Genomic DNA, 20,210 nt, shown 5'->3' on the forward strand with positions numbered 1-20,210 from the left:
TACTCGCGCCTCAGATTCAACAAAAATAGATCTATTTCAACTTTTTTTAGGTCTGGAGCCGTTACACTACGGTTATCTGGTTCTGTGACCTGCGCTGACAAGCGCGCTCCATGGATCTCCCAAATTTCTGTGAGTGGGCATGCCGCCCCCTTCTACCCTGAGGTAATAGTGACATGATCAGCGTTTTTGATATCTTCAAAATCGGTGTAGGCCCCTCTTCTTCCCACACTGTTGGCCCGATGAAAGCGGCCAAACAGTTTGTTGACGAGCTGCGCGCGGGCGGCAAGATCCGCGATGTAACCCGGATCAATGTCGATGTCTACGGCTCCCTCTCCTGGACTGGCAAAGGCCACCATACCGACACTGCCATCATCATGGGCCTGGCTGGCAACCTGCCGGAAAATGTCGATATCGATGCCATCCCCGAGTTTATCTCCCGTGTTGAGCAGACCGAGCGCCTGCCGATCGGCCTGCACTGCCACACCGTCAGCTTCCCGCGTGACGCCATGGTATTCCACGACGAAGCCCTGCCACTGCACGAAAACGGCATGAAGCTGACTGCTCTGATCGAAGATGAAGTGGTTTACAGCAAGACCTACTACTCCATCGGTGGCGGTTTCATCGTTGACGAAGAGAACTTCGGCAAGGCTGACAGCGGCGACATGTCCGTACGCTATCCGTTCAAGAGCGCCGCCGAGCTGGTTGCCCATTGCAGCCAGACCGGTCTCTCCATCTCTGCCCTGATGATGGAAAACGAGAAGTGCTTCAACACTCCGGAAGAGATCTACAAGAAGTTCGGCAAGATCTGGAACACCATGCGTGAAGGTATCGAGCGCGGCTGCCGTACCGAAGGTGTTCTCTCCGGCCCGCTGCGCGTACCCCGTCGTGCCGCACCGCTCTACCGTCAGCTCAACACCAACGAGAACCTCTCGAGCGACCCGATGAACATCGTTGACTGGGTCAACATGTTCGCTCTGGCCGTGAGTGAAGAGAACGCAGCCGGTGGCCGCGTGGTCACAGCCCCGACCAACGGCGCTGCCGGTATCATCCCGGCCGTACTGGCCTACTACGACAAGTTCATCCAGCCGGTTGGCCGCGACGAGTACACCCGCTTCTATCTGGCTGCCGGTGCAGTCGGCATCCTCTACAAGATGAACGCCTCCATCTCCGGCGCCGAAGTGGGCTGTCAGGGTGAAGTGGGTGTCTCCTGCTCCATGGCCGCTGCCGGTCTGACCGAGCTGATGGGCGGTAGCCCGGAGCACGTTTGCGAAGCTGCCGAGATCGGCATGGAACACAACCTGGGTCTGACCTGTGATCCGGTTGCCGGTCAGGTACAGGTGCCCTGCATCGAGCGTAACGCCATCGCAGCCATGAAGGCAGTAAACGCCTCCCGTATGGCCCTGCGTCGTACCTCCAAGCCGCGCGTCTCCCTGGACAAGGTGATCGAGACCATGTACATCACCGGCAAGGACATGGACTCCAAGTACCGTGAAACCTCCCGTGGTGGTCTGGCCATCAAGGTGATGCAGGTTGCTTGCGAATAAATAGGGGTTGCGACCCTCATCTGAACAAAGGCGGGATATCCCGCCTTTTTTATTGCCCGAATGGGATGCCGGGCACTTAAACCGGCATACCGACCATTTCACTGTAGGGCGTCGCTGATATGTCCCTGCTACGCCACCGCAATGCGGATTGCCTTATCTAAATACCTCTCTAATAACATGCCTTGATTCACTCTTCTCAATGCATTGAAAGGGACATTACGCCCCTACATGAAACCTGTACCTGCTATCTTGCCCCAGCCACGATTTCACAACTAATCGATATCGAGATGGCCCCTCAGCTCAATCCCCTCCCCTTTGGGCATACCCTTGCCTGGCAAAATGCGGTTACCGCTCACCCTGCGGATATCACGCCGCCACATTGATTTCCACCTATGTGGCACTTTCGTGATCAGGGCAAACAATCAAGCACACAAACAGGGGGTTAGCTCATCATTTTGGCCACAGCGCATCGCGCAAACTGGTTTTAGTACAGTTATCACCGCCCTCTTTACTCCCTATTTGATGTAAAACGCATCGAGCAGTGGAGGCCAAAAGCGCCCAAGGAAGAGGCTGAAAATAATCGATGAATGGGCCAATAGCCGTTGAAATGGAGGATATGAGCGTGCGCCACTCGCTATTTTTGTGAGCGCCAGCAAAGGTTGAGGATATGGAGTTGGGAGCAGATTGACTTTCTATTTAAACAGCGAAAAGTGAATATCACCAAAGGGAGGGTTTAATTTGGCCAGATCCTGTCACGGGATTATCGCAAGCTACCTCTCCGGGGCCGGAATGCGTCATGCAGAGTCACAAAGAATTAGCCCCGCTGGGCAGAACGCACCACGGGGCTGGATATTCAGGATGGTTTTTTCAGGCTGGCCTTGTGCTGCTCCAGCAAATTTTCGGGGGGCGGCGGCACCTGCAGGTAAAACCCCTGGTTGGTCAGCGCGGCCATCACCTTGCCGACATCAGCCAGCCCCAAGGGCTTGGCCGGATCCAGCTTGGTCATCAACACCAGCTCGGGACGCCCGAATGCGCTCAGCAGTGGCTCGGGAACGCGGGAGAAATCCTCTCTTTTTTCAACAAAAAGGTAGGTCTCGGCTTTTTTGCGACTTTTATAGACTGCACACAACATGGAAATTGATATAATCCGACGAGTTTATTGCCTCTGATGGGGGCAAACTATAACATCAGGAATTGAATAACAATAACGGATTAGCATCTCTGCCTCGGGGAAGATTCATGGTTGAGCGCGATAACGAATTGAAAGGGACCACCTTCACTATTTCTGTGTTGCATATCAGCGATGGCGAGCCTGAGCGGATACGTCAGTTGTTGGCCGAAAAAGTGGCCCAGGCACCCTACTTTTTTAATTGTGCGCCGCTGGTGATCAATGTTTCCCGACTGGAACATATTCCCGATTTCGAACAGCTCAAGGAGCTGGTGGAGTCCGAAGAGTTTGTGCTGGTCGGCATCACGGGTGCGCGCAGTGAAGAGATGAAGACAGCCGCCAAGGCTGTGGGACTGGCCGTGATGGCCTCGGGCAAGAGTCGCAAGAGCGAACCGGAACCCGAGCCTGCCCCCGCGCCAGCCGCCCCTGAGGTGGTTCCCGAGCCCGAACCCGCCCCCTTGATCCCGAGCAAGGTACATGTGGGACCGGTTCGTTCCGGCCAGCAAATTTACGCCGCCGGCACCTCGCTGGTGGTGCTGGGGTCCGTCAGTCCGGGAGCCGAAGTGCTCGCCGACGACAGCATTCATATTTATGGCACCCTGCGTGGCAGAGCCATTGCCGGCGCCCGGGGCAACACCCAGGCCCGGATCTATTGCCAGCAATTACAGGCCGAGCTGCTTTCCATCGCGGGCACATTCCAGCTGAGCGATGCATTGCCGGCAGGCCTGATCCAGCAACCGGTACACGTCCGGCTGGACAACGAACAACTCCGAATAGACCGTATCAAATAGAGTTACAAGGAAGCGAGAATGGCGCGAATCATAGTCGTTACATCGGGTAAAGGTGGCGTTGGCAAGACCACAACCAGTGCGGCCCTGAGCACCGGCTTAGCCCAGCGTGGTCACAAGACAGTGGTCATTGACTTTGACATCGGTCTGAGAAACCTGGATCTCATCATGGGCTGCGAGCGGCGCGTGGTGTATGACTTCGTCAACGTCATCAACGGGGAAGCAAACCTCAATCAGGCGCTGATCAAGGACAAACGCTCGGAAAATCTGTTTATCCTGCCCGCCTCCCAGACCCGGGACAAAGATGCCCTCACCCGTGAGGGGGTCGAGAAGATCCTGGATCAACTGGCGGAGATGAAGTTCGATTACATCGTCTGCGACTCCCCGGCGGGGATCGAGGCGGGCGCACTGATGGCACTCTATTTTGCCGACGAAGCGATCGTCACCACCAACCCGGAAGTCTCTTCCGTGCGCGACTCCGACCGCATCCTTGGTATCCTGGCCTCCAAGTCCCGCCGCGCCGAGCGTGGCGAAGACCCCATCAAGGAGCACCTGCTGCTGACCCGCTACTGCCCGACCCGCGTCAACCGCGGCGACATGCTGAGCGTGCAGGATGTGCAGGAGATCCTGGCCATCCCGCTGCTCGGGGTAATCCCGGAGTCCCAGGCGGTGCTGCGCGCCTCCAACTCCGGCGAACCGGTTATTCTGGACAAGGAGTCCGATGCCGGTCAGGCCTACGAAGATGCGGTGTCCCGCCTGCTGGGCGATGCCAAGGAATTTCGTTTTCTGGAAGAAGAGAAGAAGGGCTTCTTTAGCCGACTGTTCGGGAGTTAAACATGTCATTATTGGATTATTTTCGTTCCAACAAGAAACAGAACACCGCACAACTGGCCAAAGAGCGGTTGCAGATCATTGTTGCTCACGAGCGTTCATCCAGAGGGGGGCCGGATTACCTGCCCCAGCTCAAACAGGACATCCTCGATGTGATCCGCAAATACGTCAACATTGATCCGGAGAAGATAACCGTCCAACTGGATCAGAAGAGTGATGAGCTGTCGGTACTGGAGCTCAACATCACCTTCGCCGATGACAAGAAGGGATGAGCTGACGCCCTATGCGTGACCCCTTCCCCCAATGAAGACCGGATCCTGTCACTGGATCCGGTTTTTTATTGGCACAAAAACAGGCCACAGCGGCTCGCCTCATCTCGCCAAGGGGTCTGCCGACCGCTAGAATAGCGCCGCCCCGCAGGCAGTGATCTGCGCCGGCACCTTTTTCTCTTTTCTGGAACAGACCGCTTATGTCTATGAATGACGAAATGCACAGCGTCGAGGAGCTGCTCGATACCGCCCTCGAACTCTTTATGGAGCTGGCCTCTGACAACCTGCCGGAGCAGGAGATCGCCCGCTTCAATCAGGAGTTCAACGATCGCGGCCTGCTGGCCGAAACCGACCCTGCCGATGACTGGGAAGCGGACGTGGGTTTTGCCGTGAGCGACACCGACTATGCCGAGATCTGGGTTGGCCTTGGCAATGAAGAACAAGAGTATGAGCATCTGTTTGCCCGCATGCTGCTCTCCCGCCGTGTTGACGAGAAGTTCTGCCACATCGAATGGCTGCCCCAATAATTCCGGATCCCGATGATCCCAGCCACTATCAGTGGGAGTCTGTCCCTGACTCTGTGGCCCCTGAGCGTCCATCTGCATCGCTTGGGCGTCGGGTGTTGAGGTGGGCAGGCAAGATCGCGCTGGCCGGGCTGCTCTGCTCGGTCGGCTCGGTCGCCTTGCTGCGTTTTATCGATCCGCCGATGTGGAGCTGGCGTATCGAGCGGGCTCTGTTTCCGCCCGCCAAGATCACCCAGGTGCGCCATGAATGGGTAGATCTGGCGTCCATCTCCAAGGAGCTGCAGCTGGCGGTCATCGCCGCCGAGGATCAGCGCTTTGCCGAGCACAACGGCTTTGACATGGATGCCATCAACGCGGCCCTCAAGCACAACCAGCACAGCGAACGGGTGCGCGGCGCCAGTACCCTCAGCCAGCAGACCGCCAAGAACCTCTTTATGTGGAGTGATCGCAGCTTCCTGCGCAAGGGGCTGGAGGCCTGGTTTACCCTGCTGATGGAGCTGGGTTGGGACAAGGCCCGCATTCTCGAGGTCTATCTCAATATCGTGGAGTTCGGCCCCGGCATCTATGGCGCCGAAGCCGCCGCCCGCACCTACTTTGGCAAACCGGCCAGCCGCTTGACCCGCTACGAGTCATCCCTGCTGGCCGCCGCCCTGCCCAATCCGTGGCGCTATCGGGTCAAGCCCCCGTCACCCTATGTGCAGAAGCGCTCGGTCTGGATCCGCCGTCAAATGGGTCAACTGGGCCAGATCACCCTCAATCGGGTGCATCAGGCCGACTGATCCTCAGGGCTCATCGGGTTTCTCCGGTGGGCCCAGATGGCCGCCCACCGTTTCGCGGTGAAGCGGCAGATAGTGCCACCACCAGGCCTCGCGCCGTCGCTTGATCTGTTGCCGCCGTCCCCGCTGCTTCATCCCCTTACTCCCTGCCAGCTGATCCGCGCCTTAACCATACTCCCCCAACGGCAACTTGGACAGGCCAGCCACGCCCGGCGCACTGGTCTGGCCGCCACAGCCAATAATTGTTACAGTAACGAACCTCGATGTATCTGGAGTGATTTCATGGAACAGCGTACCCCGGATCAGCTGGTCGAATGGGCCTATGATCAGTTTCTTGAGCAGGCCGCCGATATGCTGGCCCCCGAACAAATAGTCGACATCACCCTGGAGTTTGAGCAGCGTGGCGCCGTGGAGGCGACCCTGCCCAATGCCGACTGGTCGACCGAGCTGGGTGAACCGGTCGATATGGAGCGCTGGGTCGAAGTGTGGGTCGGTTTGCTGGATCATCAGGATGAGTTTGAGGTGATCTTCGCCACCTTCCTGCTGCCCCGTCTGCTGACCGAAGATCAAGTGCATGTGCGCTGGCATCGCCAGCAGCAGGCATAAAAAAGGCGCCATCGGCGCCTTTCTTGTTTCTATTTTCACTTAATTCAGTTTTCTGCTAATCCTGCGCCGCGATGGCCTTGGCCAGACAGCGGCGGCACCAGCAAGCGCTGGCCTCCTGCATCGGCAGTACCGGCAACTGGCTGCACCAGCACTGCGCAATGGTCTGACCGGCAGAAACGGCGCAATAGGCCGGTTCGCCACAACCCGGGCAGCGGTGGGTGCTTTTCGAGCCATCCAATTCGGCCATCACCGCCAGCTGGGCCTTGCTATCCATCGCCGACCAGTGGCCGATCTCGCTCAGGGTGCGGCCACAACCAAGGCAAAGCCCGTCTTTCGCCTTGCAGAGGCCAACACAGGGGCTCGGCATCTTATTCGCTATCCACTGCCGAGTCGGTCTCTGTGGCCACCAGAGTGATGGCATTGTCTTCGATGACAATCTTGCCCTGCTTGTAGAGGCCGCCGATCGCCTTCTTGAAGGTGCCCTTGCTCATGCTGAACAGCTTGTAGATGAGTTCGGGTTCACTCTTGTCACCCACCGCCAGACTGCCGCCCTGCTTTTTCATCCGGCTCAGAATGCGCTCACCGGCATCATCAACCCGCGCCAGACCCGGCTTTTGCAGGGTCAGATCCAGCTTGCCATCTTCGCGAACCTGCTTGACCCAAGCGGTTTGCGGCCGACCGGTCATCACCCGGCCAAACACCTCGTTCTTGAACAGCATGCCGGGATACTGACCGTTGACGATCACCTTGATGCCAAGGGGCGAGTGCTCCCCCGGCAGCGCGGTCACTTCGTCACCGACCTTGAAGTTGCTGCCGGCCGGGGTCAGGAAACGCTCGATGCGGCTGGTGCCGACCATGCGCCCTTCATTATCCAGTTGCAGACGCACCAGATAGACGTGGCCCACCTGCATCGGCTTGTTCTGCTCACGGCTGGGCACAAACAGATCCTTTTTCATGCCCCAGTCGAGGAAAGCACCAATCTTGTTGGCATTGACCACTTTCAGACCGGCAAATTCGTCCACCATGGCAAATGGCTTGTCGGTGGTGATCACCGGCTCGCAATCGGCATCCAGATAGAGGAAGACCTGCACGCTATCCCCCTCTTTCACCCCTTCCGGCAGTTGACGCTTGGGCAGCAGCAGTTCACCGTACTCATCGGCCGCAAGCCAGGCGCCACGGTCTTCGAGTTCAACAACGGTGAGGGTGTTCATCTTGCCAATCTGTATCATGGTGCTCTCTTTTTTCATTACCCGGATGGGCCAACTGAACATGGCCCCTATGGGCGCGCATGTTACCTCAAGAGCGGTGATCCGGCCTAGTCCCCAAGCCACCACTGGCCGCTCTTTCGCCCTTACCTTATCCGCCAATGGTGATTAAATCGCCAAACAGGCGGCCATTTGCTGCAAATAACCCCACTTTTAGGTAGACTCCGCGGCTGTTCAAATCCAGAGGAACTGTCGATGAACCCATCCACTCGTACCCGCCATCTTAATCAATGGATCCAGAGCCACAGCGATCAGGACATGACCTACCCGGCCCTGCACGGTTTTCTCTGTGCTCGTCTGGTAGGGCCGGAAAGCCCTGACTGGCAACGCCCGTTGGCTGGTCTGCTGGAACAGGATGCCGAGTTGGATGAAAAAAGCGCAGAAGCCCTCAACCACCTGATCGCCGAGCTGGAATCCCAGGCCGACGACGCCCAGCTGGCCCTGCCGAGTCAATGCCGCCTGCCCAGCGATAACCCCGAGCAGGTGTTCGAACAGAGCCACCCACTCGGTCAATGGTGTTATGGCTTCAGCATGGGTTTTGCCACCTGGCCCAAGCCGAAGGATTTGAACGACCCGACCACCCAGTACCGCTTCAGTCTGGCCGCCGAGCTGAGCCTGTTTCGCGACAAGCAGATGGCCCAGATGCTCTATAGCGCCGCCGCCAGCGAACTCCCCTTTGTCGAGTTCTGCAAACGCCAGCGCCAGAACATGAAAACCGCCCTCAACCAGTTGCTCAACCTCGACCAGTATCAGGCCGCCCCCAGCGCTGATGTGGCCCTCAATAGCGAGCAGGCCCAACAGTGGCAGACCTGGTTCGAGCTGGCCGACAGCTGCCGCGATCATCAGGCCCGCCTAGGCTGGTTCGAGAAGATCATCGCCGATGCCACTCCACTCTTTGATGAAGCCTTCTGGCAGCAAATCGCCGGCCACGGCTGGAGTGCCCCCGAGCTGCGTCCTCTGCTGGCCGCCAGAGCCGGCCGTGCCGACTGCCTTTTGCGCCTTGGCAAGCTGGACGAGGCCAAAGCGGAGTATCTGGCGCTGCTGACAATCTGCATGGCCGATGAGCTGGGTTGCCGCTACAACCTCTCCACCCTCTATGCACTGCAAGGGGATTGGCAGGCGTTGGCCGCCCTGCTGGTGCGCTTCGATGAAGCCTCCAGCTGGTTGCTCTATAACAAGGCGCTGATGGTCTTTGCTACCGAGGGTGCCGAGGCAGCCAAGCCCCATCTGCTGGTCGCCATCGAGGCCAACCCGCACATTCCGGCCTGCCTGCTGGGTCAGCGCAAGCTGCCCAAACAGGAGCCACAAAGCTGGCAAGCGGGCAGCCGCGACGAGGCCGCGCTCTACGCTATCCACACTCGCGAGGCTTGGCTCAAGCAGAACGCCCTCATCTGGTTGCGTAAAGGCTGAACAACGTTGGCTTAAAATCCCGTCGGTCAGACCCGGTTTTTCCTTGAGGGCGTGCGCCACCGCACATTTCATCGCAACCGGGTCAGACAAATCAGCTTGAGTTTCGTATCATCAATGTCAAAGTATCAAAAGAAACTGCATCTGATGCAGCCGTCACAGCAGGGTGTAATATGTCAAAAATCATAGCGTTACTCGCTCACTACCCGCCCTATCAGTTGGTACATGCCGCCGAGATGCTACGGGATACCTTCGAACAGTTTTATGAACAGCGTTACCAGCTGACCGTGCCGCAATGGCGCCTGATGATGGTGCTCGGCCCCAACTACCCCATCAGCCAGAAAGAGCTGGTCGAGGCGAGCGGCATGGACAAGGTGCGCATCTCCCGCGAGATCCGCCGTCTGGTCGAAAAAGGGATCATCTTTACCGAGAGCAGCGAGCAGGACAAACGCATCAGCCTGGTCTCCCTCACCAATGCCGGGCTCGCCCTCTTCCTGCAGCTCAAGAGTGAAGCGGGCAGCTGGCAACATACCCTGACCGACTATCTGCCTAGCGAATCCCGCGAGGCGATCCGCCAGCATCTGCACAGCGTCAGCGCCGCCATTGAGCAGTTGCAATCACTGGATCGGGAGAAATAATCATGGATTTGAAAAAGTTCGCCACCATGGACATCAACATGCTGCTGAGCGTCGTCAATATGCAGCTGCGAGATCGCTATGACGATCTGGATGATCTCTGCAAAGCGCAGGAGATCGATCAGGCGGCACTGGAAGCGCGGCTCGCCAGCGGCGATTTTCACTACCAGCCAGCGCAGAAACAGTTCAGATAAAGAGAGCTAGCGGGATCGGGATCACAGCGCCAGTGATGGCGCTGGCTCTGCGGTAAAAACCTGATATGGTCTGAAGAGGCCCAACAGGGTGATGCACGGATACATCACCCTGTCACAAGAGGGCATTAAAATCGTTTCAGGTGAGCAAACCAAGGATGACCCCATGATATTGATGACCCGACAGAGCCTGTTGATCACGCTCTGTACCCTGTTGATGATCAGCCTCTTCACACCCTACTTGCCGCAAAGTACCGAACAGTGGCTAACCACCCTCTTGCTTGGCCTGCTGGTCATGGTGGCATTGCTGCTGGTACGTGGTTGTCGCCGCTTTATGATGGAGTAGTGACTCCGCCAGAGCGTCTATACCGACCACTTGCCGCGATACTCTCTGTAGCAGCAACGTCTGTCGCAATCATATCTAACCAAAAAACAAACGCAGCCTGATGGCTGCGTTCTTGTATCTCGCAGGGCAACCCCTTGAAGAGATAACCCCTGACGGGATAGAGAGCCCTTATAAAAGAGAGCCCTTAGATAGCCAGAGCCTCAAGCTGCGCTTTGGCCGCTTCCATCCCCTTGCTCTGGGCATCCGGGCCCATCCCCATCCCTTCGGCGTAGATGAAATCCACCTCTTTGATACCGATGAAACCGAGCACGGTACGCATGTAGGGAGTGACCAGATCGGTGGCGCTGCCGACGTGCATGCCGCCGCGGGGGCTGATCACCAGCGCACGGGTATTTTCAACCATACCCACCGGACCGGTCTCGGTGTAGCGGAAGGTGACGCCAGCACGAGCCACCAGATCGATCCAGTTTTTCAGCTGGGTCGGGATGTTGAAGTTGTACATGGGGGCCGCAATCACCACCAAGTCGCTCGCTTTCAGTTCGGCGATCAGCTCGTCGGACTGGGCGATCACCGCCAGTTGACGCTCATTGAGGTTATCACCACCACGCAGGCCGGAGGCCAGCTCGCCATCCAGCACCGGCAGGTTGAGGGCCGCCAGATCACGCACGGTGACGGCATCATCCTGATGATCAGCCAGGAAGCCGTCGATCAGGGCGTTGGATTGGGAATATTGACCCAGGATGCTGGATTTGAGTACGAGGATATTGGCCATGGTGAAACTCCATTTGGTTGTCGGTTGAACAGCCTTGCTGTCGATGGAGGTCACTCTAAACATTGTGCTTATTTGCTGATAGCGAAAATAGATGCTCAACTTGTTCAAATTTTTTGATGCAAGGCCACTTCCTCGCCAGCCAACCCTGCGGCCGCGCTTCCACCCTTGGCAGAACAAACGATTGCCGTTATGATCCGCCGCACTTTTTTCCAGCGACCCGGATCCCATGATACCCTCGCGCAGGCACTCTCCTTTGGCCGGTGCAGTCTGGATGATGGTGGCAGGACTCTGCTTCGCCGCCGTCAACAGCCTGAGCCAGTATGTCAGCTTCAAGCTTGGCCTCCCATCGACTCAGGTCGCCTTCCATCAATACCTGATCGCCCTGATCTGCCTACTGCCCTGGCTGGTTCGTCATGGCTTGCGCCAATCCCTGATGACCAATCAGTTCCGGTTGCACCTGTTGCGGGTATTGCTGGCAGTGATCGGCATCCAGCTCTGGCTCTGGGCACTGGCGTACCCCGTCCCCATCTGGCAGGGGATCGCCCTGCTGATGACCTCACCGCTGTTTGCCACCCTGGGCTCCGCCCTGCTGCTCAAGGAGCAGGTGAGCCGCACCCGCATTCTGGCCACCCTGGCGGGCTTTGCCGGCGCCATGCTGATCCTCGCCCCCTGGACTGACGAGTTCAACTGGGCCTCCCTGCTGCCGGTGGCGGCGGCGCTGTTCTGGGCCGGCTACTCCCTGATGGTGCGCTATCAGGCGGCCAACGAATCATCCCACACCATTGTGGTCTATCTGCTTATCTTTAGTACCCCGTTCAACATCATGCTGGCCCTGCCGGAGTGGCAGTGGCCAAGCGAGAGCCAGTGGCTGCTGGTAGCCGCCTCCGGCGTGCTGACGGCACTGGCCCAAATGTCCATCGCTCGCGCTTACAGCGTGGCAGAGGCCTCCTTCGTGCAGCCTTTCGATTTTGCCAAGCTGCCGATGAACGTGCTGGCGGGCTGGCTGGTATTTGGCTGGGCGCCCCCCGGCCGTCTGTGGCTTGGCGCCGCCATCATCATTGGCGCCATTACCTTGCTGACCCATCTGGAGCAGCGCGCTCACAAACCCGTTTCCTGAGGTACGCCATGCGTGCCTCTTTTTTTGTCCGCTATTCGTGCGATAGCGATCATCAACAATGACCATCGACATCAGGAGAGATCGTATGTTTGGAACCGCAACCCGCCCCGGCGCCACCCGTGCCCTGCTGCTGGGCTCCGGCGAACTTGGCAAAGAGGTCGCCATCGAGTTGCAACGGTTCGGGATCGAAGTGATCGCCGCCGACCGCTATGCCAACGCCCCCGCCATGCAGGTGGCCCACGCAGCCCACGTGCTGGACATGCTCGATGGCAACGCCCTGCGTGCCCTGGTTGCCGAGGTTAAACCCGACCTCATCATCCCCGAGATTGAAGCGATTGCCACTGATACCCTGGCTGCCCTTGAGCAAGAAGGGGTCAAGGTAGTGCCCAACGCCTGCGCTACCCAACTCACCATGAACCGGGAAGGGATCCGCCGCCTCGCCGCCGAGACCCTGGGTCTGCCCACCTCACCCTATCGTTTTGCCCAAAGCAAAGAGGAGTTTGTCGCCGCCGTCGAGGCTATCGGCCTGCCCTGCGTGGTGAAACCTGTGATGAGTTCGTCCGGCAAGGGGCAGAGTGTACTGCGCGATCTCGCCAAGCTGGATGAGAGCTGGACCTACGCCCAGGAGGGTGGCCGCGCCGGTCGTGGCAAGGTGATCGTCGAGGGCTTCGTTCCCTTTGAGTACGAGATCACCCTGCTCACGGTACGCGCCGTCGATGGCATTCACTTCTGCGACCCTATCGGCCACCGGCAGGAAGATGGCGACTACCGCGAATCCTGGCAGCCACAGGTGATGAGCGAGCTGGCGCTGGTCCGATCCAAAGAGGTAGCGGCCAAGGTGGTCGAGGCCCTCGGCGGTTACGGCCTGTTCGGGGTCGAACTCTTCATCAAGGGGGATGAGGTGTGGTTCAGCGAAGTCTCCCCCCGCCCCCACGATACCGGCATGGTGACCCTGATCTCGCAGGATCTCTCCGAGTTCGCCCTGCACGTGCGCGCCATTCTGGGACTGCCGGTCGGCACCATCACCCAGTACGGGCCGAGTGCCTCCGCCGTGGTGTTGCGCGAAGGGCACAGCCAGGACATCCGCTATCAGGGAATTGGTGAGGCATTGGCGCTGGTGCCGGGCGCCCAGCTGCGGCTGTTTGGCAAGCCGGAGATCGCCGGTCGCCGCCGTCTTGGCGTGGCGCTGACCCGCGCAGCGGATTGCCAGGATGCGGTGGAAAAAGCCAAAGCTGTGGCCGCCAAGGTCGAAGTACTGTTCTAAGGGCTTTTTTGCCACAGCAAAACAAACGTTTGCCGATGTGATCGAGCGCAAGGGGCATGGCAATGCCCCTTTTGCATTTCCCCGTCAGGCTTATAATCCCCTCTTCAAATTTGTCAGGAGTACAAGATGTTAGCTGCCGTGATCTTCGATATGGATGGTGTTCTGATCGACTCGGAACCCTTTTGGCAACGGGCCCAAATCGCCGTTTTCTCCGAACTGGGTCACCCCCACACCGTCGAGGATTGTGAGTCGACCATCGGCGTGCGCATAGATCAGCTGGTTGCCCACTGGTATCGCCTGCGCCCGTGGAGCGGCCCGACTCAGGAAGAGGTGGTACAGCGCATTCTGGATCGGGTCAACGCCCTGATCCTCTCCGAAGGTCAGGCCAAAGCCGGTGTGCAGGAGGCGCTCGACCTTATCGAGGCCCGCGGCCTGAAAGTGGGTCTGGCGACCTCCTCACCCTTTGCCATGGTAGAAGCTGTACTCGGCAAACTCGGCATTCGCGATCGCTTTATGGCGGTTCACTCTGCGGAAATCGAGCGTTTCGGCAAACCGCACCCGGATGTCTATATCCACGCCGCCGAGAAACTGGGGGTGGAACCGGTGCACTGCTTGGCCATCGAAGACAGCTTTACCGGTTTGCTGGCGGCCAAGGCGGCCTCCATGACAGCGCTGATCGTGCCGGATCCCGCTTTAGTGGGCGACCCACGCTTGGCCATCGCCAACTACCAGCTCGGCTCGCTGGCCGAACTCAATGCCGACATGTTGGCCAGCTGGGTCAAATAGCGCCTATCGGCGCCTTGCTGCGCTCGCGTTCTCATATCCGCAGGGGGCTCCAGCCCCCTGTTATTGCCAAACAACCGTTGGCAATTCCCCTCTTTTCACCCGTCAATCACAACCGGATTGTGCTTATCGCACACGACCAGTCCAGCCGGTTTCACCTTGCCATCCCTCAGGCTTGATCTCTGTCATAAACGTGCGTTTGCTCGCGGTTAACCCCCTGCAGCCCGACTAGAATCAGGGTAGATAGGCGGCCTCAGGGCCCGAGGAGGTTATCATGATCGAGTACACCAGCAAGCGCATCGTCTGCCCCCACTGCGGCCACCATACCCGGGTCGAGCTGGATGCCAGCCAGGGTGATCAGGAGTTTTACGAAGATTGCATGGCCTGTTGCAATCCGATCCATCTGCGGCTTCACCGCGACGAAGCACGCGACTGTTTGCAGTTGTTTGTGGATGCAGACGACGAGCAACTGTTTTGATTACGAGTCACAAAAGGCCGAGCAGCTGTTTTGCATGCAAGTCGCAAAGAGCTGAGCAGATGTTGTGACTGCGAGCCATAAAAAGTTGAGTGGATATTTTCACCATGTAAATAACAAGGGCCTGCACACTGCAGGCCCTTGCTTATGAGACGATTGAAACCGAGCCGGTTCCTTTCAGTTACCCCCGCGTGCCGCCAGCACCCGCTCCACGGTATCGACGATGGCCTGGGTCTGAGGATCGATCTCGATATTGGTCTGCCAGCCAGCCTTGGCCCAACCCAGGTTGGTGCGGGCCAAGGTCTCGGGGATCAGGTGGACGCAGAACTCCCGCTCACGCACCTCGCCGATGGTCAGACTGATGCCGTCAATGCCGATGTACCCCTTGGTCAGCACATATTTCATCAGCTCGGGAGCAAGGCGATACCACACCTGACGGTTGTTGGGTGTGTCGATCACCGAGGTAACCTCTGCCATGCCGATGATATGGCCAGACATGGCATGACCGCCGATCTCGTCGCCAAAGCGGGCAGCCCGCTCCACATTGACCTTGTCCCCCACCTGCAGCTTGCCGAGGTTGGTCAGGCGCAGGGTCTCCTGCATCAAATCGAAGCTGACCAGCTCCCCCTCGACCCGGGTGACGGTCAAACAGCAGCCGTTGTGAGCGACCGAGGCACCGAGGGCCAACCCTTCCCCCCACTCCCGGCTGGGCATGCGGATCACATGGGTACGGAAGTTGGGTTGCTCTTCGATGGCCACCAGTTCGGCGGTCCCCTGCACTATGCCAGTGAACATCTCTCGTCTCCTGCTACTGCAAAAAGGGCAGGTTAACCTCGGGCAGAGGGTGAGACAAGGGTACAGGCTGACAAGCTTGCGCCCGATCGCTATAGTGACGCCGTTCACATCCGGGTAAACAAGGAAAAAGAAATGCAGGTATATCAATGTTGTGAAGCGATCCGTATCGCCTATAACCAGATTGGCTCCGGCGAGCAGGGCTATGTGCCAAACGCCATCGCCGCTACTATCCGCGCCCTCAACGCGGTCGCCGCTGATGAGCGGGTACCCGCCGAGCTGCGCGAGCAGGCTGCCTATGCCGCTGCCAACCTGCTGATCAGCGATCACGAAGACGCCTGATCCTGCCCCTTGGGGTGGCAACTATTTCGTCCTGGCTGAATTTCAGGCTAGAATGCCTCCCCCACCCTTTGCACTTTCGTCCGAAAGTGCAAAGGCTCTTCCCGATTTCCGCTCTTTTTTACTCTTATCTGATCCACTCGGAGGTGTCAGTGCAACGTTATTGGTCCGAGGCGAAGCAGCTCGTCCGTCTAGCCAGCCCCATTCTGGTCGCCCAGGTGGCTCAGGTCGCCATGAACTTCGTCGATACCGTGATGGCGGGTCAGGTGAGTGCGGTCGATCTGGCCGCCGTGTCGGTGGCGTCCAGCTTCTGGCTACCGGTGATCCTGCTGGTGCAGGGGATCATCATGGCGCTCACCCCCATCGTCTCCCAGCTCAATGGCGCCCGTAAACGCGAAGCCATTCGCCCGGCCGTTCATCAGGGTTTCTGGCTGGCACTGATCGTCACCCCGCTGGCGATGATTGCGCTCTATTACAGCCCGCTGGCGTTGCAGTTCATGGATGTGGAGCCTGTGATGGCCGCCAAGACCACTGGTTACCTGCACGCCATCCTGTGGGGCCTGCCCGCCTTCGTGATGTTCCAGGTGCTGCGCAACTTCAGTGAGGGGCTCTCCCACACCATGCCCACCATGGTGATCGGCTTTGTCGGGCTGGCGGTCAATATTCCCGCCAACTACATCTTCATCCACGGTCACTTCGGCATGCCCAAGCTTGGCGGGGTGGGTTGTGGCGTGGCCACGGCAATCGTGCTGTGGGCCATGCTGCTGGCGATGATCCTCTATGTGAAGCTCTCCCGTCACTTCACCGAGATCCGGCTCTTCTCCCAGCTGGCTCGCCCCAACGGCAGCCGGATCTGGCGCTTGTTCCGCTTAGGGTTCCCCATCGCCATGGCGATCTTCTGCGAGGTGACCCTGTTTACCGTGGTGGCCCTGATGCTGGCCCCCTTCGGCGCCGAGACGGTGGCGAGCCACCAGATTGCGCTGAACTTCTCCAGCCTGGTCTTTATGCTGCCCCTCTCCATCGGGGTGGGTGTCACCATCCGGGTCGGTCACAGCATCGGCGAAGGGCAGCCCCATCATGCTCGGGTGGCGGCTCGCACCGGCTTGATGCTGGGGATGGCCATTGCCGCTGCCACTGCCGCCATGACGGTGTTACTGCGCGAGCAGATCGCCTCCATCTATACCGATGATCAGCAGGTGATCGTTCTGGCGGCCATTTTGCTGTTCTTCGCCGCCATCTATCAGATCTCCGACTCGGTACAGGTGGTCGCGGCCGCCGCACTGCGCGGTTACAAGGATACCCAGGCGATTTTCTACGTCACCATCGTCGCCTACTGGGGACTGGGGCTGCCCACCGGCATGATCCTGGGTCTGACCGACTGGCTGGTGCCACGGATGGGGCCGCAGGGTTTCTGGATCGGCTTTATCGTCGGCCTCACCAGTGCGGCCCTGATGCTGGGGGCAAGATTGCGCTACATCTACGGCCGTTTTGCCACTCCGGAGGCCTGCACTACCCTGTCGCGATCTCAGTAACAGGGCTTGGCAAGCGACAACTCGCCTGCAAAATCAACAGGCTGCGCAAGAACTGGGCAAACAGTCTCCTTTGTGCATATGGCCTGTTGACAGCCTTGGGGGGCATGGGTAGTATGCCGACCACGTCAGCAGCGCTGGCGTAGTGAAGTAAGAGAAAGTGGGTTTATAGCTCAGTTGGTTAGAGCACTACCTTGACATGGTAGGGGTCGTTGGTTCGAATCCAATTAAACCCACCACTTTTCTGTGATGCGTCCTTAGCTCAGCTGGTTAGAGCACCACCTTGACATGGTGGGGGTCGGTGGTTCGAATCCACTAGGACGCACCATTACAGAATACTGATTATGCGTCCTTAGCTCAGCTGGTTAGAGCATCACCTTGACATGGTGGGGGTCGGTGGTTCGAATCCACTAGGACGCACCATTCAGCATTGAAAGAAATGCAGATGTGGGTTTATAGCTCAGTTGGTTAGAGCACTACCTTGACATGGTAGGGGTCGTTGGTTCGAATCCAATTAAACCCACCACTTCTGCATAAAGAAATAAAAGTCGCATTGCGCACCCTGCGTCCTTAGCTCAGCTGGTTAGAGCATCACCTTGACATGGTGGGGGTCGGTGGTTCGAATCCACTAGGACGCACCAGATTATAAAAAGCCCGCTCATCGAGCGGGCTTTTTGCATTCTGCAATGCAGCCACTCCCCTGCCCCGCCAATCCGTTCAGCACTGTTCGGCAATGGCGCAAAGCCTTGTTCCCATAAAAAAACCGTGTCATCCGATGAACGACACGGGCCGGATAGATGCCGCCAGCGCCTCAGCTCTGCACGGCAATCTCGTACTTCTTTATCTTGCGATAGAGGGTGGCAATCCCAATCCCCAGCGCCTGTGCGGCCAGTTTCTTGTTGCCGAGCCGCTGCAGGGTCTCTTCAATCATCTGTTTCTCCATGCTCTCAAGGCCGCTCTCACCCGGAGCGGGTTCAGGCAGTTTCTCCGGCATTGCGGCGAGCGGAGCGGTGGCAGGCACATTGAACGCCGCATCCAGATTGGTCACCGGGATCGACTGGGCGGTGACGCGATGGGGCTCCTGATTGCGGATGATGTTGGGGGGCAGCAGGCTGGCGTCAATCACCTCGCCCGCCTGGCTGACGTTGACCAGATATTCGATGAGGTTGCTGAGCTCGCGCACGTTTCCAGGCCAGCGATACCCCTTGAGCAGCGCCATCACCTCGGGCGCCAGACCGGGATAGACAATGCCAATGCGGCTGGTGTGCAGGTTAAGGAAGTAGTGGGTCAGCAGCTCCACGTCCCCTTCCCGCTCCCGCAGTGGCGGCAGGTTGAGGGGGATGACGTTGATGCGGTAGTAGAGATCCTCGCGAAACTTCCCCTCGGCTATGTATTGATCGAGATGCTGGTGGGTGGCGGCGATGATGCGAATATCCACCGGCACCGGTCGGCTGGCCCCGATGGGGGTCACCTCCCGCAGCTCCAGCACCCGCAGCAGCTTGGCCTGCATGGTGAGCGGCATGTCGCCAATCTCGTCAAGGAACAGGGTGCCCTGATGGGCTGCCTGGATCAGGCCCTGCTTGCCACCGCTGGAGGCACCGGTAAAGGAGCCCTTCACATAGCCAAACAGCTCGCTCTCCAGCAGTTGTTCGGGAATGGCGGCACAGTTGATGGCAATAAAAGGCTTGTCCTGCCGCGGACTCAGGCGATGGACAGCGCGGGCCACCACCTCTTTACCGGTACCGCTCTCGCCACAAATCAGCACGCTGGAAGGACTCTGGGCGATGCGGTGCAGCAGTCGTTTGAGGGTGCGCATCGGCTTGCTCTCGCCGATCAGCTGATCGATCCGCACATCCGGATCCGGCTCCTGAACCTGACCGGAGTGGGACTGGTGAAACGCCATCAGAAAGAGCTGCTGGCCCTGCACATGATGTAGCTGGCCGATGATCAGCTCCTGACGACCTTCAAAAGTGATGATGTGCTGAAGATGACCACTCAGCCCCTGCTGGGAGAAGGTGAGCGGGCGGATCCCCACTTCGCGCCCCTGCAGCTGTTCCTGCTGGCAACCCAGATGATGGAGTGCCGCCTCGTTGGCGTAGAGCAGTTGACTCTTGTCATCGAGCAGCAGGCAACCCTGATCCATATTGGTCATCAGATTGAGGAACACCTTGTTGACCCCGTCCGACAGCCCGCGTGAATCGAGCAACTTGGCCACAAAGATAGTGGAAATGTGGCGCACATAGTCGCACACATCCTGCAGATTGTTGTTGAGGCGCGCCTGCTGCTCGTCGCTGAAGGCCACCAGACTGATCACCCCTATGCAGCGCTCGTCCACCATGATGGGCACCCCGAGGAAGGCGCGCTCACGGCAGCTCTCCTTGCAGGTACAGCCGTCACACACGGGATCATCGCTGGTGTGGGTAACGATCTTCTCCCGCTGATTATCAATCACATAGCGCAGCAGGCGGGAATCCCCCTCCAGCTGACGTCCGAAGAACTTGCCATAGGGCCCGGTGCCAGCCACCCGAACCATATCGGCATCCACAATCTCGACCTCAAGCTGCAGCACACTCGCCAGCATCTTGGCAAAGCGCAAGATGGTCGGCTGGATCTGCATCAACAGACACTGGTTGCTCACGGATCTCATCCATCATTCCTTTTTGTTCTTGTTATCTTCCCCCTAAAGGGAGTCATGCTGGCCAGATACTAAGGGATATCAGGGGGAACTACTTCGGGGGGGATCACGAAAAGGGAAAATGATCCGTATCCTCCACGACTTCAGAGGTACA

At 58.5% G+C, this 20,210-nt stretch carries 24 protein-coding genes and 5 tRNA genes; 22 read left to right on the top strand and 7 right to left on the bottom strand.

The window, feature by feature from the left end:
- The first annotated feature begins 173 nt into the window (after positions 1 to 173).
- Positions 174 to 1,544 (top strand): L-serine ammonia-lyase, encoded by a 1,371-nt coding sequence (locus tag G5380_RS03215; protein WP_005336844.1) that lies wholly within the window; start codon positions 174 to 176, stop codon positions 1,542 to 1,544.
- A gap of 853 nt (positions 1,545 to 2,397) precedes the next feature.
- Here G5380_RS03215 and G5380_RS03220 read toward each other — a convergent pair.
- The gene (locus G5380_RS03220; RefSeq protein WP_005360946.1) at positions 2,398 to 2,676 is read right to left on the bottom strand and encodes a YcgL domain-containing protein; all 279 of its coding nucleotides are present in this window, start codon (positions 2,674 to 2,676) and stop codon (positions 2,398 to 2,400) included.
- Positions 2,677 to 2,783: 107 nt separating this feature from the next.
- Between G5380_RS03220 and minC the strand changes: the two genes are divergently transcribed.
- From minC to mtgA, 5 genes are all read left to right on the top strand, one after another.
- Positions 2,784 to 3,503 carry a septum site-determining protein MinC gene (gene minC / locus G5380_RS03225; RefSeq protein WP_013723728.1) on the top strand — a complete coding sequence of 240 codons (720 nt, stop codon included), beginning with the start codon at positions 2,784 to 2,786 and terminating at the stop codon, positions 3,501 to 3,503.
- Between the two features lie 18 nt (positions 3,504 to 3,521).
- Positions 3,522 to 4,334: a septum site-determining protein MinD gene (minD, locus tag G5380_RS03230; protein WP_005336847.1), complete on the top strand. Its 813-nt coding sequence runs from the start codon at positions 3,522 to 3,524 to the stop codon at positions 4,332 to 4,334.
- A 2-nt stretch (positions 4,335 to 4,336) separates the two neighbouring features.
- The gene (gene minE, locus G5380_RS03235; protein ID WP_005336848.1) at positions 4,337 to 4,603 is read left to right on the top strand and encodes a cell division topological specificity factor MinE; all 267 of its coding nucleotides are present in this window, start codon (positions 4,337 to 4,339) and stop codon (positions 4,601 to 4,603) included.
- A gap of 197 nt (positions 4,604 to 4,800) precedes the next feature.
- Complete coding sequence (locus G5380_RS03240; RefSeq protein WP_005352317.1) at positions 4,801 to 5,127, top strand: HI1450 family dsDNA-mimic protein; 327 nt, start codon at positions 4,801 to 4,803, stop codon at positions 5,125 to 5,127.
- Complete coding sequence (gene mtgA / locus G5380_RS03245) at positions 5,112 to 5,903, top strand: monofunctional biosynthetic peptidoglycan transglycosylase (protein ID WP_043820288.1); 792 nt, start codon at positions 5,112 to 5,114, stop codon at positions 5,901 to 5,903. Before G5380_RS03240 ends, mtgA begins: the two co-directional genes overlap by 16 nt.
- 3 nt (positions 5,904 to 5,906) lie before the next feature.
- Here the strand turns inward: mtgA and G5380_RS03250 are convergent, their stop codons facing one another.
- The gene (locus G5380_RS03250) at positions 5,907 to 6,035 is read right to left on the bottom strand and encodes a hypothetical protein (protein WP_019445852.1); all 129 of its coding nucleotides are present in this window, start codon (positions 6,033 to 6,035) and stop codon (positions 5,907 to 5,909) included.
- A gap of 147 nt (positions 6,036 to 6,182) precedes the next feature.
- Here G5380_RS03250 and G5380_RS03255 point away from each other — a divergent pair, with 147 nt between their 5' ends.
- Positions 6,183 to 6,506 (top strand): HI1450 family dsDNA-mimic protein, encoded by a 324-nt coding sequence (locus tag G5380_RS03255; RefSeq protein ID WP_005336851.1) that lies wholly within the window; start codon positions 6,183 to 6,185, stop codon positions 6,504 to 6,506.
- Positions 6,507 to 6,561: 55 nt separating this feature from the next.
- Here G5380_RS03255 and G5380_RS03260 read toward each other — a convergent pair whose 3' ends face one another.
- Both G5380_RS03260 and G5380_RS03265 read right to left on the bottom strand, forming a co-directional pair.
- Positions 6,562 to 6,873: a DUF1289 domain-containing protein gene (locus G5380_RS03260; RefSeq protein WP_108614012.1), complete on the bottom strand. Its 312-nt coding sequence runs from the start codon at positions 6,871 to 6,873 to the stop codon at positions 6,562 to 6,564.
- A 1-nt stretch (position 6,874) separates the two neighbouring features.
- The gene (locus tag G5380_RS03265) at positions 6,875 to 7,735 is read right to left on the bottom strand and encodes a CvfB family protein (RefSeq protein WP_005336853.1); all 861 of its coding nucleotides are present in this window, start codon (positions 7,733 to 7,735) and stop codon (positions 6,875 to 6,877) included.
- A gap of 231 nt (positions 7,736 to 7,966) precedes the next feature.
- Between G5380_RS03265 and G5380_RS03270 the strand changes: the two genes are divergently transcribed.
- From G5380_RS03270 to G5380_RS03285, 4 genes are all read left to right on the top strand, one after another.
- Positions 7,967 to 9,181, top strand: a complete 1,215-nt coding sequence (locus tag G5380_RS03270; protein ID WP_421172328.1) for a UPF0149 family protein — start codon at positions 7,967 to 7,969, stop codon at positions 9,179 to 9,181.
- 170 nt (positions 9,182 to 9,351) lie between these two features.
- Complete coding sequence (locus G5380_RS03275; protein WP_005336856.1) at positions 9,352 to 9,816, top strand: MarR family winged helix-turn-helix transcriptional regulator; 465 nt, start codon at positions 9,352 to 9,354, stop codon at positions 9,814 to 9,816.
- A gap of 2 nt (positions 9,817 to 9,818) precedes the next feature.
- A complete protein-coding gene (locus tag G5380_RS03280; RefSeq protein ID WP_019445848.1) occupies positions 9,819 to 10,007 on the top strand; it encodes a DUF4250 domain-containing protein in 189 nt (62 codons plus the stop codon).
- Positions 10,008 to 10,170: 163 nt separating this feature from the next.
- Positions 10,171 to 10,350, top strand: coding sequence for a hypothetical protein (locus G5380_RS03285; RefSeq protein ID WP_421172327.1), 180 nt, complete (start codon positions 10,171 to 10,173; stop codon positions 10,348 to 10,350).
- Between the two features lie 184 nt (positions 10,351 to 10,534).
- Here the strand turns inward: G5380_RS03285 and G5380_RS03290 are convergent, their stop codons facing one another.
- On the bottom strand, positions 10,535 to 11,122 hold the full coding sequence (locus tag G5380_RS03290; protein ID WP_005352326.1) for an FMN-dependent NADH-azoreductase: 588 nt from the start codon (positions 11,120 to 11,122) through the stop codon (positions 10,535 to 10,537).
- A gap of 226 nt (positions 11,123 to 11,348) precedes the next feature.
- Between G5380_RS03290 and G5380_RS03295 the strand changes: the two genes are divergently transcribed.
- The 4 genes from G5380_RS03295 (at position 11,349) to G5380_RS03310 (ending at position 14,764) form a co-directional block, all read left to right on the top strand.
- Positions 11,349 to 12,239, top strand: a complete 891-nt coding sequence (locus G5380_RS03295) for a DMT family transporter (protein ID WP_224967576.1) — start codon at positions 11,349 to 11,351, stop codon at positions 12,237 to 12,239.
- 85 nt (positions 12,240 to 12,324) lie between these two features.
- Positions 12,325 to 13,503, top strand: coding sequence for a formate-dependent phosphoribosylglycinamide formyltransferase (purT, locus tag G5380_RS03300; RefSeq protein WP_216978854.1), 1,179 nt, complete (start codon positions 12,325 to 12,327; stop codon positions 13,501 to 13,503).
- 126 nt (positions 13,504 to 13,629) lie between these two features.
- Entirely contained in the window at positions 13,630 to 14,289 is a 660-nt protein-coding gene (gene hxpB, locus G5380_RS03305) for a hexitol phosphatase HxpB (protein ID WP_139478532.1), read from the top strand.
- A gap of 271 nt (positions 14,290 to 14,560) precedes the next feature.
- Positions 14,561 to 14,764, top strand: coding sequence for a CPXCG motif-containing cysteine-rich protein (locus G5380_RS03310; RefSeq protein WP_005336871.1), 204 nt, complete (start codon positions 14,561 to 14,563; stop codon positions 14,762 to 14,764).
- A gap of 174 nt (positions 14,765 to 14,938) precedes the next feature.
- Here G5380_RS03310 and G5380_RS03315 read toward each other — a convergent pair whose 3' ends face one another.
- The gene (locus G5380_RS03315; protein ID WP_216978855.1) at positions 14,939 to 15,556 is read right to left on the bottom strand and encodes a riboflavin synthase subunit alpha; all 618 of its coding nucleotides are present in this window, start codon (positions 15,554 to 15,556) and stop codon (positions 14,939 to 14,941) included.
- Positions 15,557 to 15,688: 132 nt separating this feature from the next.
- On the opposite strand from G5380_RS03315, the gene G5380_RS03320 reads away from it, so the two are divergent.
- The 7 genes from G5380_RS03320 (at position 15,689) to G5380_RS03350 (ending at position 18,062) form a co-directional block, all read left to right on the top strand.
- Positions 15,689 to 15,895 (top strand): YaeP family protein, encoded by a 207-nt coding sequence (locus G5380_RS03320; RefSeq protein ID WP_005345813.1) that lies wholly within the window; start codon positions 15,689 to 15,691, stop codon positions 15,893 to 15,895.
- 149 nt (positions 15,896 to 16,044) lie between these two features.
- Complete coding sequence (locus tag G5380_RS03325) at positions 16,045 to 17,424, top strand: MATE family efflux transporter (RefSeq protein ID WP_040069252.1); 1,380 nt, start codon at positions 16,045 to 16,047, stop codon at positions 17,422 to 17,424.
- 159 nt (positions 17,425 to 17,583) lie between these two features.
- Positions 17,584 to 17,660: transfer RNA gene (locus tag G5380_RS03330), tRNA-Val, on the top strand.
- 12 nt (positions 17,661 to 17,672) lie between these two features.
- Positions 17,673 to 17,749: transfer RNA gene (locus G5380_RS03335), tRNA-Val, on the top strand.
- An 18-nt stretch (positions 17,750 to 17,767) separates the two neighbouring features.
- Positions 17,768 to 17,844, top strand: a tRNA-Val gene (locus G5380_RS03340).
- A gap of 26 nt (positions 17,845 to 17,870) precedes the next feature.
- Positions 17,871 to 17,947, top strand: a tRNA-Val gene (locus tag G5380_RS03345).
- A gap of 38 nt (positions 17,948 to 17,985) precedes the next feature.
- Positions 17,986 to 18,062: transfer RNA gene (locus G5380_RS03350), tRNA-Val, on the top strand.
- Between the two features lie 170 nt (positions 18,063 to 18,232).
- On the opposite strand, the gene G5380_RS03355 is transcribed toward G5380_RS03350, so the two are convergent.
- A complete protein-coding gene (locus G5380_RS03355) occupies positions 18,233 to 20,068 on the bottom strand; it encodes a sigma 54-interacting transcriptional regulator (protein WP_421204961.1) in 1,836 nt (611 codons plus the stop codon).
- Between the last annotated feature and the right edge of the window lie 142 nt (positions 20,069 to 20,210).

This window comes from Aeromonas sp. 604443, assembly GCF_049170315.1.
Classification (GTDB): Bacteria; Pseudomonadota; Gammaproteobacteria; order Enterobacterales; family Aeromonadaceae; genus Aeromonas; species Aeromonas veronii_A.

Bases quoted from the DNA above. Each gene is read 5' to 3' on its own strand.
- G5380_RS03215 (WP_005336844.1), top strand. From the start codon at position 174: ATGATCAGCGTTTTTGATATCTTCAAAATCGGTGTAGGCCCCTCTTCT.
- G5380_RS03220 (WP_005360946.1), bottom strand. From the start codon at position 2,676: ATGTTGTGTGCAGTCTATAAAAGTCGCAAAAAAGCCGAGACCTACCTT.
- minC (WP_013723728.1), top strand. From the start codon at position 2,784: ATGGTTGAGCGCGATAACGAATTGAAAGGGACCACCTTCACTATTTCT.
- minD (WP_005336847.1), top strand. From the start codon at position 3,522: ATGGCGCGAATCATAGTCGTTACATCGGGTAAAGGTGGCGTTGGCAAG.
- minE (WP_005336848.1), top strand. From the start codon at position 4,337: ATGTCATTATTGGATTATTTTCGTTCCAACAAGAAACAGAACACCGCA.
- G5380_RS03240 (WP_005352317.1), top strand. From the start codon at position 4,801: ATGTCTATGAATGACGAAATGCACAGCGTCGAGGAGCTGCTCGATACC.
- mtgA (WP_043820288.1), top strand. From the start codon at position 5,112: ATGGCTGCCCCAATAATTCCGGATCCCGATGATCCCAGCCACTATCAG.
- G5380_RS03250 (WP_019445852.1), bottom strand. From the start codon at position 6,035: ATGAAGCAGCGGGGACGGCGGCAACAGATCAAGCGACGGCGCGAGGCC.
- G5380_RS03255 (WP_005336851.1), top strand. From the start codon at position 6,183: ATGGAACAGCGTACCCCGGATCAGCTGGTCGAATGGGCCTATGATCAG.
- G5380_RS03260 (WP_108614012.1), bottom strand. From the start codon at position 6,873: ATGCCGAGCCCCTGTGTTGGCCTCTGCAAGGCGAAAGACGGGCTTTGC.
- G5380_RS03265 (WP_005336853.1), bottom strand. From the start codon at position 7,735: ATGATACAGATTGGCAAGATGAACACCCTCACCGTTGTTGAACTCGAA.
- G5380_RS03270 (WP_421172328.1), top strand. From the start codon at position 7,967: ATGAACCCATCCACTCGTACCCGCCATCTTAATCAATGGATCCAGAGC.
- G5380_RS03275 (WP_005336856.1), top strand. From the start codon at position 9,352: ATGTCAAAAATCATAGCGTTACTCGCTCACTACCCGCCCTATCAGTTG.
- G5380_RS03280 (WP_019445848.1), top strand. From the start codon at position 9,819: ATGGATTTGAAAAAGTTCGCCACCATGGACATCAACATGCTGCTGAGC.
- G5380_RS03285 (WP_421172327.1), top strand. From the start codon at position 10,171: ATGATATTGATGACCCGACAGAGCCTGTTGATCACGCTCTGTACCCTG.
- G5380_RS03290 (WP_005352326.1), bottom strand. From the start codon at position 11,122: ATGGCCAATATCCTCGTACTCAAATCCAGCATCCTGGGTCAATATTCC.
- G5380_RS03295 (WP_224967576.1), top strand. From the start codon at position 11,349: ATGATACCCTCGCGCAGGCACTCTCCTTTGGCCGGTGCAGTCTGGATG.
- purT (WP_216978854.1), top strand. From the start codon at position 12,325: ATGTTTGGAACCGCAACCCGCCCCGGCGCCACCCGTGCCCTGCTGCTG.
- hxpB (WP_139478532.1), top strand. From the start codon at position 13,630: ATGTTAGCTGCCGTGATCTTCGATATGGATGGTGTTCTGATCGACTCG.
- G5380_RS03310 (WP_005336871.1), top strand. From the start codon at position 14,561: ATGATCGAGTACACCAGCAAGCGCATCGTCTGCCCCCACTGCGGCCAC.
- G5380_RS03315 (WP_216978855.1), bottom strand. From the start codon at position 15,556: ATGTTCACTGGCATAGTGCAGGGGACCGCCGAACTGGTGGCCATCGAA.
- G5380_RS03320 (WP_005345813.1), top strand. From the start codon at position 15,689: ATGCAGGTATATCAATGTTGTGAAGCGATCCGTATCGCCTATAACCAG.
- G5380_RS03355 (WP_421204961.1), bottom strand. From the start codon at position 20,068: ATGAGATCCGTGAGCAACCAGTGTCTGTTGATGCAGATCCAGCCGACC.